The 13,155-nt window shown below is 60.8% G+C and carries 13 protein-coding genes; 5 read left to right on the top strand and 8 right to left on the bottom strand.

All coding sequences use genetic code 11. The features are described 5' to 3' along the window. Positions 1-14: 14 nt before the first annotated feature. Entirely contained in the window at positions 15-1,334 is a 1,320-nt protein-coding gene (locus NCR39_RS22360; RefSeq protein ID WP_250454248.1) for a C4-dicarboxylate transporter DctA, read from the bottom strand. Positions 1,335-1,561: 227 nt separating this feature from the next. On the opposite strand from NCR39_RS22360, the gene NCR39_RS22355 reads away from it, so the two are divergent. After that, the gene (locus tag NCR39_RS22355; RefSeq protein WP_250454247.1) at positions 1,562-2,260 is read left to right on the top strand and encodes a FadR/GntR family transcriptional regulator; all 699 of its coding nucleotides are present in this window, start codon (positions 1,562-1,564) and stop codon (positions 2,258-2,260) included. A 15-nt stretch (positions 2,261-2,275) separates the two neighbouring features. Here NCR39_RS22355 and NCR39_RS22350 read toward each other — a convergent pair whose 3' ends face one another. Continuing rightward, complete coding sequence (locus NCR39_RS22350) at positions 2,276-3,172, bottom strand: LysR family transcriptional regulator (protein WP_250454246.1); 897 nt, start codon at positions 3,170-3,172, stop codon at positions 2,276-2,278. Between the two features lie 86 nt (positions 3,173-3,258). On the opposite strand from NCR39_RS22350, the gene NCR39_RS22345 reads away from it, so the two are divergent. Next, positions 3,259-4,035: an NAD(P)H-dependent oxidoreductase gene (locus NCR39_RS22345; protein ID WP_250454245.1), complete on the top strand. Its 777-nt coding sequence runs from the start codon at positions 3,259-3,261 to the stop codon at positions 4,033-4,035. A 35-nt stretch (positions 4,036-4,070) separates the two neighbouring features. Here the strand turns inward: NCR39_RS22345 and NCR39_RS22340 are convergent, their stop codons facing one another. The 6 genes from NCR39_RS22340 to NCR39_RS22315 all read right to left on the bottom strand — a co-directional run bounded on the left by NCR39_RS22340 (position 4,071) and on the right by NCR39_RS22315 (position 9,426). Beyond that, on the bottom strand, positions 4,071-4,727 hold the full coding sequence (locus NCR39_RS22340; RefSeq protein ID WP_250454244.1) for an HAD family hydrolase: 657 nt from the start codon (positions 4,725-4,727) through the stop codon (positions 4,071-4,073). 39 nt (positions 4,728-4,766) lie between these two features. Then, complete coding sequence (locus tag NCR39_RS22335) at positions 4,767-5,708, bottom strand: hypothetical protein (RefSeq protein WP_250454243.1); 942 nt, start codon at positions 5,706-5,708, stop codon at positions 4,767-4,769. 53 nt (positions 5,709-5,761) lie between these two features. Beyond that, the gene (locus tag NCR39_RS22330; protein WP_250454387.1) at positions 5,762-6,427 is read right to left on the bottom strand and encodes a TerD family protein; all 666 of its coding nucleotides are present in this window, start codon (positions 6,425-6,427) and stop codon (positions 5,762-5,764) included. A gap of 73 nt (positions 6,428-6,500) precedes the next feature. Continuing rightward, on the bottom strand, positions 6,501-7,511 hold the full coding sequence (locus tag NCR39_RS22325; RefSeq protein ID WP_250454386.1) for a DUF475 domain-containing protein: 1,011 nt from the start codon (positions 7,509-7,511) through the stop codon (positions 6,501-6,503). Between the two features lie 56 nt (positions 7,512-7,567). Beyond that, positions 7,568-8,335, bottom strand: a complete 768-nt coding sequence (locus tag NCR39_RS22320) for a VWA domain-containing protein (protein ID WP_250454242.1) — start codon at positions 8,333-8,335, stop codon at positions 7,568-7,570. 23 nt (positions 8,336-8,358) lie between these two features. Continuing rightward, positions 8,359-9,426: a toxic anion resistance protein gene (locus tag NCR39_RS22315; RefSeq protein ID WP_250454241.1), complete on the bottom strand. Its 1,068-nt coding sequence runs from the start codon at positions 9,424-9,426 to the stop codon at positions 8,359-8,361. Positions 9,427-10,182: 756 nt separating this feature from the next. On the opposite strand from NCR39_RS22315, the gene NCR39_RS22310 reads away from it, so the two are divergent. The 3 genes from NCR39_RS22310 to NCR39_RS22300 are packed head-to-tail and all read left to right on the top strand — an operon-like array spanning position 10,183 to position 13,108. Then, the gene (locus NCR39_RS22310; RefSeq protein ID WP_250454240.1) at positions 10,183-11,301 is read left to right on the top strand and encodes a sugar ABC transporter substrate-binding protein; all 1,119 of its coding nucleotides are present in this window, start codon (positions 10,183-10,185) and stop codon (positions 11,299-11,301) included. Then, entirely contained in the window at positions 11,301-12,311 is a 1,011-nt protein-coding gene (locus NCR39_RS22305) for an ABC transporter permease (RefSeq protein WP_250454239.1), read from the top strand. Before NCR39_RS22310 ends, NCR39_RS22305 begins: the two co-directional genes overlap by 1 nt. Beyond that, a complete protein-coding gene (locus NCR39_RS22300; RefSeq protein WP_250454238.1) occupies positions 12,308-13,108 on the top strand; it encodes an ATP-binding cassette domain-containing protein in 801 nt (266 codons plus the stop codon). Before NCR39_RS22305 ends, NCR39_RS22300 begins: the two co-directional genes overlap by 4 nt. Positions 13,109-13,155 lie beyond the last annotated feature (47 nt).

Raw genomic sequence — 13,155 nt, 5'->3', positions numbered from 1 at the left:
TCTCAGAGTGAGTTTTAGATTGCGTGAGCGTGCTCGCCGCCATGCGTGGGTTCGGGCGCGGCAGGCACGAAGCGGTATTCCGCGTCTTGATCGAGCACGCGTTTGGCGCGCGCCCGGTCAATGTCGTTCTCCCATACGGCGACCACCACCGTCGCCACGCAGTTGCCGATGAGATTCGTCACCGCGCGCGCAATGCCGACGAACCAGTCGACCGGCAGAATCAGCACGAGACCGAGCACGGGAATCGCGGGAATGGCGGAGAGCGTCGCGGCGAGAATGACGATGGCCGAGCCGGGAATGCCGTGCGCGCCCTTCGAGGTCACGAGCGACACGAGCACCACGACGATCAGGTCATGCAGCGAGAGCGGCGTGTTGGTCGCTTGCGCGATGAAGATGACGGCGAGCGTGAGATAGATCGAGAAGCCGTCGAGGTTGAACGAGTAGCCCGTCGGAATCACGAGGCCGACGGTCGAATCCTTCACGCCCATCCATTCGAGCTTGCGCATGATTTGCGGCAGCACGGCATCGGACGAAGCGGTGCCGAGCACGATCGACAACTCTTCGCGCAGATAGCGCACGAGCTTGAAGATGGAGAAGCCCGCGAGGCGCATCACCACCGCCAGCACGACGAACACGAAGATGAAACAGCTCGCGTAGAACACGACCACGAGCATGCCCAACTGCTTGAGCGACGCGACGCCGTACTGGCCGGTCGTGAACGCAATCGCGCCGAGCACGCCGAGCGGCGCGAGCTTGATGATGAACGCCATGATGCGAAAGAACACGCCCGACAGTTCTTCGATGAAGTCCGTCACGCGTTGCGCCTTGTCGCCGAGCATCGAGAGCGCCGCGCCGAAGAGAATCGCGAAGACGAGCACTTGCAGGATGTCGCCTTTCGCGAAGGCATCCACGGCGGTATCGGGAATGATCTTCAGCAGGAAGCCCGCGGTGTCCTTCAGGCTCTTCGCATGCTCGGTGTACGTGCTGAGCGACGCGGCATCGAGCGTATGCAGATCGATGTTCATGCCGACGCCCGGACGCGTGACCCACGCGAGAATCGCGCCGATCACGAGCGCGAGCGTGGTCATGATCTCGAAGTACACGACCGCCTTCAGCCCGACGCGCCCGACCTTCTTGAGATCGCCCGCGCTCGCCATGCCGCTCACGACGACGCAGAAGACGATCGGTCCGATCACCATCTTGATGAGCTTGAGGAAACCATCGCCCAATGGCCGCAACGACTGGCCGAAGTGCGGAAACAGCGCGCCCACCACGACGCCGATGACCAGCGCGATCATCACCCTGCCGAACAGCGAATTCAGGAATCTCAACACGACCGTCTCCTCGTGTAATGTCTCGGGAACCGAGCAACTGTTCCGACTGGTCGGACCAGTGCCGTGATGACGAATATTAGAAAGCCGATATGAGGCCGTCAAGCAACACGTCGTGGCGGTTTACCCTGCTTTTCGCGGGCACGAAAGCGCAATCGCACGATCGTTTCACCCGGCCTCGAAACGCTCGCATACAATGAGCGGTCAGACCGGCCAAATCGCCTCAGCCCATGAAAAACGTCCCGCACACCGTGACCGATGCCGCCATCGCGACCATCCGCGAGCGCATCGAATCGAGCCTGTATCCGGTCGGAAGCCTGCTGCCGGCGCAGCGGCAATTGTCGGAAGAACTGGCGATCAGCCGGGCGTCGCTGCGCGAGGCGCTTTCCACGCTGGAAGCGCTCGGCATGCTGCATATTCGTCCGGGCAAGGGCGTGTACGTGAGCAGCGCGCAGGCGAACCAGCCGCACGGCTGGCGCTTCGCCGATCAGGCTACGTTGCCCGATACCTATCAGATGCGCTTCGCGCTCGAAGGATTCGTCGCGCGGCTGGCGGCGCATTCCATCGGCGATTCGGACATCGACTGGCTCGACGACAACCTCGCGTCATTGCGCGGCGCGCTTGAAGAATCGGCGCTGGAGGAAGCGGCGCAGCTCGACTTCGCGTTTCACATGCGCATCGTGAGTCTCGCGGGGAACGCCGCGATCGAATCGATTCTGCGCGGCAGCGCGGACATCATGAAGGAAAGTCAGCGCTTGCCGTTTTATCGACGGGAACTGGTGCTGTCCACGTATCACGAGCATGCGAGCATCGTCGAAGCGCTCAAGGCGCGCGACGGCGACAAGGCCGGCAACGCGATCGAAACGCATATCGTGAGAGCCGCGCAGCGTGCGGGCGTGCACTTTCCCTTGCCCGCGCGCAGTGCCTAGCAACGCAGAGATCGTCTACGCCGACGCCGCGATGACGTCGCGCAACCATCGATGCCCTGCATCGCGATGCACACGTTCATGCCACGCCATGACCATCCTGAAGCCTTGAACATCGAGGGGCGGCTGCACGACGCATAGCGCAGCGCGGTCGCCGACGAGACGCGAGGGCAACAGGCCGACGAGATCGGTCTCTTCGATCAATCTGCGCATGAAGCCGAAATGCGGCACCGACAACACGACGCGACGCGTCAGGCCTCGCTCGGCGAGCGCGGCGTCGGTCGGTCCCGCGAATCCGCCGCCGTCCGGCGAAACGATCACATGTTCGAGCGCGCGAAACTGCGCGAGAGTCGGCTTGCGCTTCAGGCGCGGATGATTCTTGCGCCCGACCAGCACATAACGTTCGTCGAATAGCGGCTGCTGATGCAGGTTCGGCGGCGCGTCGTCGGTGGTGTGAAACGAGAGATCGATATCGCCCTGCTCCGCCTGCTTCGCCGTGCGTGCCGGGACCATTTGCAGCACCGCGATGCGCGTGCCCGGCGCTTTTGCGCGCAAGCGATCGAGCGCGGGCATGAGCACGGTCGTTTCGCTGTAATCGGTCGCAGCGATGCGCCATGTCTGCGAGGCCGTGGCGGGATCGAATGCGGCTTCCGGCGATACGGCGAGCGCAAGCGCCGCGAGCGCATCGCGCAACGGTTCGCGCAAACTCTCCGCGCGCGCCGTCGGCCGCATGCCGCGCGGACCGGGCAAGAGCAGCGGATCGTCGAAGATATCGCGCAGCCTGGACAGATGCACGCTCACGGACGGCTGCGAGAAATGCAACCGTTGCGCTGCGCGCGTGACGTTTTGCTCGGCGAGCAGCACGTCGAGCGTGACGAGCAGGTTGAGATCGAGTCGGCGCAGGATATTATTCATCGCAATGGCTGGGATATCGGATATTCATTTCCAATATACCGCGACGCGTCCTAAGCTGCGATTTTCCGAGCTGATGGAGCCGCATCATGAATGTCCTGATCGTTTATGCACATCCCGAACGCCGTTCGCTGAACGGTGCGCTCAATGATTTCGCCGTCGAACGCCTGCGCGCGAACGGGCACACGGTGCAAGTGTCCGATCTCTACGCGATGGAGTGGAAAGCCACGCTTGATGCGCGCGATGTCCGCGAGCGCGAAACGCATGCGCCCTTTCATCCGAGCCTCGATTCGAAGCACGCATTCGAGAACGGCCTGCAAAGCCGCGACATCGAGATAGAACAAGACAAGCTGCGCTGGGCCGACGCGCTGATCCTGCAATTCCCGATGTGGTGGTTCTCGATGCCCGCGATCATGAAAGGCTGGATCGAGCGCGTCTATGCGTATGGCTTCGGCTATGGCAATGGCGAGCATTCGGACACGCACTGGGGCGACCGCTACGGCGAAGGTCTCATGCAAGGCAAGCGCGCGATGATTATCACGACGACGGGCGGATGGGAGACGCACTACGCACCGCGCGGCATCAACGGTCCCATCGACGATCTGCTATTTCACATTCAGCACGGCATGCTGTTTTATCCGGGCTTCGATGTGCTGGCGCCGGTGGTCGTGTATCGAACGAGCCGCATGGATGAAGCGCGCATGCGCTCGCTTCGTGAGACGCTCGGCGCACGGCTGGACTCGCTCTTTAGCGATGAGCCGATTCGTTATCGCAAACAGAATGCAGGCGACTATGCGATTCCCGCGCTTACCTTGCGCGATGAAGTCGCGGAAGGTGAGTCGGGGTTCGGGGCGCATATTGCGTGATCCAACGCTCATCGCGCGCGTCAGGCATCGACTGTTCAACACACCTCTGTATTAGACGGCACTTCCCAGCGTTCGAGGGGCGGGAGTGCACCCTTTCCCCTGATCCATGCGTGATTCGAGGCGGCCGCCATTTCCCGGTCCCCTCGACTATCACCGTATGCGTAAAGAAAAGCGGGTGGATGGGCGCCCCACCAGTTCTTCAATCGTCGAACCTTTTCCGGTCCCCAGCAGTTGGTGCCGACGAAGCGCCCCGTGAAGCCCGTGTTATCCAGTTCGAGTTCCGTGCAAAGAACCGTCTCGATGCCCGCCGAGCCGGCCCAAATCCGCAGATACAGTGAAGGCGATGCACTGACCAACACCACGTCGTGTCCGCGCGCCTGATGCTGACGTATCCGCTCGATCATCTCCGGACGGATCATCGTTTGAAGGCGCGCAGAACAAAACCGTTGTGCGGCACTTTCGAGGCTTGGCTTCGACTCGCCTTTCAACGCATGACGGAGAAACGTCGCCTTCGCGCGCGCTCGACTGCAAAGGCCGATGTACATGCCGAGCACATACGGCAACGCAAGAAGCCCTGCAATAGCGAATCGGCGGACGCCAACCGTCGAAAACACGAACGCCTTGAGGCTGTCACCGGTCGTGATGGTGCCGTCGAAATCGAATGCCGCAACAACGGATGTTCGCTGAGTCATATGTGTTCTCCACGCTCGACGTAAGCGCGTTTCGCGCTCTTATCCGCGCTGCGCCTTCGCAGCCAGCGCTGCCGGCAGTGTAACGCTCATCAGTTGGTCGACTCTCGAAAGCAAGTTGAAGAGTTCCGCTTCGAAACCGTCCAATTGCAGTGACAGAAGCTCCAGTTGTTGAAACGCTTGCCTCACCACGCCCCGACGATCATGCAGTGCGCCTTTCTCCGACGCGCCTCCCGGTAACGCGTCGACATCGGCCGCGGCCGACAGCGCCGCCAGCGCGATACCCAAGCCCTCATGAGCATGCGCGATCGTCCCTCGCAACGCCGTCATACGCGGCGCGAATGATTGCAGTGACGCTTTCAGCGTCGTCAGCACGCCCTTGAAGTCGGGTTCCGGCGCTTTCTTGCCAAGGTAGCGATCTGTCACTCGCTCTAGGAGGCTTTCTCTGCGCGTGGCCTTATCGAGCAGATCGGTCATCAAGCCTGCGGCGTTGAGATCCGCGAAGTCGCGTGTCATGCGCGTGTGCGTTTCCACGGCTTCCCCGCAAATGCTCAGCGGCACCTGCGCGATCATGACGATCGACTCGTATTGCGGCGGAATCAACTGCCGGATTGCACGCTCGATGCGCGGCCCATGCTTTGGATAGAGCGCGGGAAACGTCTGTCGTGCCAGGTCGAAACTTCGGCTCAGCAACGGGTGTTTCTGCTCACCGAAGATTGCCTTGCCGGGCTCATCGGAGCTTCCGGGCTTTTGCGCTACGTCCCTATCGAAGAGCGGACCCGGCGACGGCGCGTTGCGCGCCCCGCGCGTGACACCGCCGGGAGGCGAAGCGGAGATGTCGATGGGACCGCTGTCGAACGCAGTGACTTTGATTTGGCGCGTGGGGCGCGCCTGGTTGTTGGCATCGTCGAATTGCAACGCGCGGGGTTCAGAGCAAACAGGCCCGGAACGCGGCGATTCGGGTGGCGACTGATCGCGAGACACGTGGGTTCTCTTTTGGGGAGCGCGCATCGCGATGCGTACTCCCACTTCATGGTTCATGCGCGGTCTACACGGCCGCCATATGCGACCACGAAATCGGACAAGCCACGGTTGTAGCCCATGCCGACAGCCTTGAACATGAACTGCCCGTCGCGTCGATAAAAGCTGCCCACCTGCACGGCGGTTTCCATCGAGAAGTCTTCTTCCAGCGGATAACGTGCCAACACTTTCCCGGTCTCTTCCTCGGAAATCTCGATGTAGCTGTTGCGAACCTGCCCGAAGTTCTGCTTGCGTTCATCGGCACGATCGATGGTCACGACCACCGAAATCTCATCGACGGCGGGATCGAGCTTTTTGCTGTCGATGAAGATGACTTCGTCGTCACCATCCCCGCTGCCGGTCTGGTTATCACCGCTATGGACCACGCCCAGGCATTCGGATGCCGACATTCCCTTGCGCGGCCATTCATCGCCCGGCTGAAAGAACGTCGTTTCGCGGTCGAGCGTGCGAATCTCCGTGTTGTAGAAGATGAAGTGCTTTTGAGAGATGAGTCTCGGATTGCTCTGGCTGTCGTACTTGCACAGGAACACAGAGACATCCAGATCGAAGTCGTCGCCGGTATCGGTCGAGTTCGCGTCCCAGCCAAGGCCTATCCGGAACTTGTTCGCATGCGGCGCTTCCTTGGACAGGTTGATGCGACCGCCTTTGGAAAGATTGATCATTGACATGATGTGTTGCTCGTGAAGATGCTTGTAATGAGACGCACTGAGGACAGGAGTTCGTCAGGCACACGAATCAAGGGATTGCCTTGTCGATCGACGCTTCACGCCGGTCCGCGACGATCGAGCTCACGACTGCCGCACAGATGGTGAACGCGCCGATCAGCCCGGTGATGACCTCGGGTACATCGATCATGACGCTCAACATGATGACGGCCAGCGCGCCGATCGCCCAGAATGCGCCGTGCTCGAGGAAGCGATATTGAGCGAACGTCCCCTTCTCCAGCAGGACCAGGGTCATCTGACGGATATATGCTGCGCCGACGCCCAGCCCCAGCGCGATCAGCAAAACGTTGTTGGTGAGCGCGAACGCGCCGATCACGCCGTCGAAGCTGAACGACGAATCCAGAAGTTCGAGATACAGGAAGCCGGCCACGCCTTCGCGTACCACACGCGTCCCCGTTTCTTCGCCGCCTACGAGATCTCCGATGCCATGTGCAATGACGAAGGCGATGACACCTCCCACACCCGCCACCAGAAACGAGGCGCGATCCGCGTCGCGCACACAGGTGGAGACGAGCGCCGTCACGCCGAGCGTCAGCGCCACTTCCACCATCGTTAGCCGCCCGAGTCGCGCGAGCGGCCGTTCGACGAAGCTGATCCAGTGTTGATCCTTCTCGCTATCGAGCATGAACTTGAAAAACACCATGAGAAGGAAAGCACCGCCGAACGCCGCGACTTGCTGATGCGCCGACGTCAGGATCTCGGCGTAGCGCCGCGGTTCTTCGATGGCGAGCCGCGCCGCCTCGAAGAAACCGAGATGCCCTGCAATGGCGACGATCAACAACGGAAAAACAAGTCGCATGCCGAAGACCGCGACAGGAAGCCCCCACGTCATGAAGCGGTTACGCCACGCGTGCGACCAGTTCTTCAGCACTGCCGCGTTGGCCACGGCATTGTCGAGCGACAGTGAGATTTCCAGAATGCACAGCACGGCGACAAGGACCATGTCCTTCACGCCGCCCAAAAAGAAGGCCGCTGCCAACGCGATCAACGTGAAGGCAAACGGAATTTTGAAGAGTTTCATCGGTTCTATGGTTTCCAGCACAACGCCAGCGCTTATCACGCTCCAGAGATTTGCGCTTACTTGGCGCGCACCCAGTCGCAGAATTCTTCGGTGATCAGCTGTTCATAAATTTGCTGATCGCTGATGTCGAGAGACTCGAGATGCAGGAACCCCACGTTGGGCAGTTCCTTTGCCACCTGTCGCAGGAAGGCGAACTCGCGCGGATCGCCCACGCCTATCAGTGACCAGTAGATTGGAAACTTCCGCGAATCGCGCAACAGCTTCTCGACGTGTTGCCGGTCGGGTTCCGGATTCTGTCCGTCGGTCACGAACAGCACCCATGCGGGCATGTCGTTGGCGGGCGCGGACGGCAGCGGAGCGGGTTCTTCCGATCCCGTGCCGAACAGACGGCTAAAGAACCCTCGCTTTTCCTTCTGTGCCTGCGGCTTTTCCGCGGACGCGAAGAAGAAGTTGACGATATCCGCCATCACCGGCGCGTACTTCGTGCCGCCCCACTTGCGCAAGGAGGCATTGTTCAACACGTTATCGGTGATGTAGCTGCCGTAGTTGTCCGGTGTAGCAGTCGGCAGACGGTCGAAGCCCTCGGTGAAAGTCCAGGTGTCGATCTCGCCGTTATCGTCGAACTTCATCGCAATGCCGAGCATGCGGTCATGCGTTTCCTGGATGATGCCCGACTCGTACAGCTCCTTGGCCGAGCCGGAAATATCGAGCGCCGCCGCGACGCGCACGATTGGCGGACGAGGCAAGCGGCGCTTGCTGAGGACGATGGAAACATTGTCCGCGCGAGTGGCAAGCGCGGGCTTATGAAGGTTGATTGCGGACATGCGGGATTATCGAGTGAGTATTCTTAGCGTTGACGATCGTTGAAGCGGGCCACGAGATCGCTTTCGAGTTGCCGTAACTTGGGTTCGTCGGCCTTGCGTTGACGCTGACCGTCCTCGACGATCTTTGCAATCTCGTCCAGTGCGTCGAACAGCTTCTGCTGCGTATAAGCGAACGTCTCGGTCGCGATGACGGATCGTTGCCCGAGCGCGGCCACCTTGCTTGCGTTCGCCTGCAACTGATCGGCTTGCGCGCGCAAGGCGTGATCGGCAGCGTCGAATGTGGCGTTGACCAGGTCAGCGGCCTTTTTCGTACTCAATTGCTTGATGTAGAGCGAAAAGGCGTTGGTCCACGCCGGAATCAGCACGGTCTTTGCGGTCGCAAACTTCGAGATCAGCGTGCGTTTGAAGTCCTGCTCCATGCGAATCTGCGGCGCGAGTTGTTCGGACATCAACATGGCGCGCGCTAAATCGTCGATTTTCTGCTCGAGCGCGTTCGCACAGCGCCGAAGGTCCATCACGCGCTGAGCGGCGAAGGCATCGTCGGCCGGATGCGGGGCTTCGAGCGTCATGCGATACGCTTTAAGCGATTCCTCGCCGAGTTTCTTCGCCGCCTCGAATTGCCGGAAGGTTTCGTAGTTGTCGGTGTACATCGCGTCCAGTTCGGCGATATCTCGCTTCTGCCGGTTCGCATTGCTCTCGAGTTCGATGACGAGGGTGCCGATGCGCTTCTCGATAGAGTCGAACTGCGCAAAGAGATGTTCGCGGGATGCCTGAAACATCGACGTGATCTTGCCGAGTAGCCCGCGCTTCTGAATGGACGCAGGGTCCAAACCCTTCGCTACGACAATAAGTTCGTTGAGCTTGTGCCCGAATTCATCCGCATCGGATGCGCGCACCTCGGACAAAACGCGCTGCGAGAGAGACGCGGCCCGCTCGCCGGCGCCGGACCCCAGGTTGTGAATTTCGTCTTCCGGCAGAAGCGTGGCCGCGAGTGGTGCGACGAGCTTGGATGGGTCGTCCTTTGAGAGGCTGCTGGATGGTCGAACGGAATCGGCGTCTTGGCTGTCGTCGAACAGTGGCTTGATGAACATTATCTCGTTATTCTAACTATCAATGACTGCCTGCCTGGTTGACCAGGAATTGCGCGAAAGCGAATTGAACTCGTGGAGAAACGAATACGCAATAGAAAGTCTGCGTAAGTGACACTTTTAACCAGAAGTGCGTAATTGATTTGCAGATTTGTTCTGCCATGTTCGGCGTAAGCTGGTCGGGCACTTGACGCGGCACTTGACGCAGACTCGTCACGACGCTCGCCCGTCGTGCAGACTGCGCGCTCCAAGAAATCAGCAGTGAACTTGTTGCCGGCACAGGAGTTTCGAGTATCTCTGCCTTACCTGACCGGAAGCGACCGAGCTTTGTCCCGCCACAACTCATGTTGCGCTTCGATGCGGCAGTCGAACGCGCTTTGTAGTGACCGACGCGTTCATTAGCCCGTCCCCCCCCCGCACCGCACCAACCCCAAACCACATCGCCATATCAAGCGTTTAAATAGAAAGACTATTCCCACCCCGATCACCGGGAAAACGCTAATCGAAACCCGAAAAGACCCTGCATATAGTTTGCCTAATTCAAAAAGAGCGCCGCTTCGAAGCGAAATCCGAAATGTGGGATTTAGTGAATTTAGCTAAACGTCCGCACTAATTTTTTTAAGCGCGCCTCGCGTGCTAAATGCAAGCCGCTGCAAGCCTTCGCTAAGCAGCGCCGAACACCAGCCAGCATCCGAACGAGATCGACGACGAGTCGACCGATCGACCAACGACTAACCAAGAACAGGACCGGAGGAAGACATGGCGCAGAAACGGGACGACTCGCAAGAGGACAACACGAACGGCAGCGGCATCGTCAATGCAGGCCGGCGTGGCCTGATGCAAGGCGCGGGACTCGGCGCCGCGCTGTCGCTGCTCGGCGCGGCCGGCGGCGCAGGCGGCTTGATCTCCAGCGCGCAGGCCGCCGAAGCGGCATTCCCGCAGCACAAGCGCTGGAAGATCGTCTTCGTGAACCACGTCACCACGAATCCGTTCTTCGTCCCGACGCAATACGGCATTCAGGACGCGTGCTCGCTGCTCGGCATGGACTATCAGTGGACAGGATCGGCGACATCGGATGCGGGCGAAATGGTGCGCGCCGTGAATTCGGCCATCGCCGCGAAAGCCGATGCCATCGCCGTGCCTATCGTCGATCCGAACGCGTTCGACAAGCCGATCCAGGCCGCGCTCGACGCAGGCATCCCCGTGTTCGCTTACAACGCCGATGCGCCGCGCGGAAAGACAAGCCCGCGCCTCGCGTACATCGGGCAGGACCTGTATCTGTCCGGCTATCAGATGGGCGAGCGTATCGCGAGTCTCATCGACAGCGGCCTCGTCGCGCTCTTCATCGCGACGCCGGGTCAGCTCAACATCCAGCCGCGTCTCGATGGCGCGAGCGACGCCATCAAGAAGTCCGGCAAGAAGATCGACGTTCAAACGGTGGCGACAGGTGCGACCGTCAACGAGGAACTCTCGAAGATCAAGGCGTTTTATCTCGGCCATCAGGATCTCAAAGGCATGTTCGCCGTCGATGCCGGCAGCACGCAGGGCGTCGCGCAAGTGATGAAGGAATCGAATCTGCCGTCGAAGGGCGTGCATGGCGGCGGCTTCGACTTGCTGCCGCAGACCATCCAGCTCATTCAGGAAGGATTCCTCGATTTCACCATCGACCAGCAGCCGTATGTGCAAGGCTTCTACACGGTGATGGAAGCGTTCACGTTCCTCGCGTCGGGCGGGCTGGTCGGGCCGGCCAACATCAACACCGGCCTCAAGTTCGTGACGAAGAGCACCGTCGAGCCGTATCTCAACACCTCGACGCGTTATGAAGGCAAGACCACCAAGCCGCAGATCGTTCCGATGCACGGCGCCATCAAATCGTAATGAACACGGTCAATCAATCCGGCAAGACAGAGACGCCCGCGCGGCTTCAACGGCCGCGCGGCGCCTGGACGTCGCACTGGGCGGCGGAGTTGCGCATCCTGCTCGTGGCGATTCTGCTCGCTGCGTACTTCCAGATCGTCAATCACGACTTCCTGCTGTCCAACGCGAGCCTCGTGAACCTGTCGCAGTTCATCGCGCCAGTGGCGATCATCGCGTTCGGCGAGATCATGCTGATGATCGGCGGCGACATCGATCTCTCGGCGGGCATGGTGTTCGCGTTCGCGCCGTTCATCATGGTGTTCGCGAACGAAGCAGGCGCGCCGATGTGGCTCGCGGTCATCGCGGGACTCGTCGCCGCCGCGATCATCGGCTTCGTGAACGGCGCGGTGACGGTGTTTCTGCGCTTGCCCTCTTTCGTCACGACGCTCGGCACGCTGTTCCTCATCAACGGCATCACGCTCACGATGTCGCGCGGCACGCCCGCCGCCACGCCGGGGTCGCCCGAGTTCGCCGCGATCATGGGTTCGTGGGGCTATAGCGAGATCATCTGGACCATCGCGCTCGCGTTCATCATGCATGTGCTGCTGCGCCATACGCGATGGGGCTTGCACACGCAAGCGGCCGGCGCGAATGCACTCGGCGCGAGCGAGGCTGGCATTCATGTGAACCGCCTTCGCCTCGGGAACTTCGTGCTGGCCGCCGTGCTTGCGGGATTGACCGGCATTCTCGAAGGCTTTCGCATCACGTCCATCGATCCTCAAGCGGGCGGCAACCAGATCATGTTTCTTGCCGTGGCTGCAGCGGTGATCGGCGGCACGCCTCTGACGGGCGGCTCGGGCACCATCGTCGGCGGTCTGCTGGGCGCGGCGGTGCTCGGCATTCTGAGCGACGGCTTCACGCTCATCGGCATCAACGCCTTCACGTTCAACATCATTCTCGGAGCTGCGATTCTCGCCGCGATGATCTTCAATATCCACGTCGGACGCATCCGGCGCAAAGGGGCACGATGATGGATGCATCGCAAGTCGCGCCCGCCGGTCTCGCGCTACGCGGCGATTCGCTCGTCAAGCGCTTTGGCGCCGTGACCGCGCTCGACGGCGTATCGCTCACGCTCGGCAAGGGCGAAATTCTCGGCATACTCGGCGACAACGGCGCGGGCAAGTCCACGCTCGTCAAGATACTCACGGGCTTTCATCAGCAGACGACCGGCACGCTGCATGTGCACGGCCAGGAGACGCTGCTGCGCAACGTCGATCATGCGCGCGCGCTCGGCATCGAATGCGTGTATCAGGATCTCGCGCTCGCAAACTCGCTGTCGATCTATCACAACATGTTCCTGAACCGCGAGATCGTGCGGAACGGGCCCGCGCGTCTGTTGCGTCTCGTCGATCACAAGCAGATGCGCGAACGCGCGGCGCAGTGTCTCGACGATATCGGCGTGCACGTGCCTTCCGTCGATCTGCCGGTCGAACGCTTGTCGGGCGGGCAGCGTCAAGCGATCGCGGTAGCGCGCGCGGTCAATTCGAACGCGAAGATCCTGCTGCTCGACGAACCGCTCGCCGCCATGGGCGCACGCGAAGCGGCGCTCATCATCGATCTCGTCATGCGGCTGAAAGAGAAAGGCGGCCTGTCGATCATCATGATCATGCACAACTATGCGCAGACGCTCGACATCGCGGATCGCATCATGCTGATGCAGCGCGGACGCGTGACCTATGAACAGCGCAGCGCGAATACTTCGGTGGCCGAACTAATGGATATCGTGCGGCGCGAGTATCGGGCGATGCGCGCGACGACCGCGAACTAGGCGAAGCGCTTTTCGCCGCCGCATCGCGCGTATCGCGCGCATCGTCG

This window comes from Caballeronia sp. ATUFL_M2_KS44, assembly GCF_023630965.1.
Classification (GTDB): Bacteria; Pseudomonadota; Gammaproteobacteria; order Burkholderiales; family Burkholderiaceae; genus Caballeronia; species Caballeronia concitans.
Note: the sequence above shows the minus strand (reverse complement) of the source record. Positions and strands in the feature narration are given on the sequence as shown.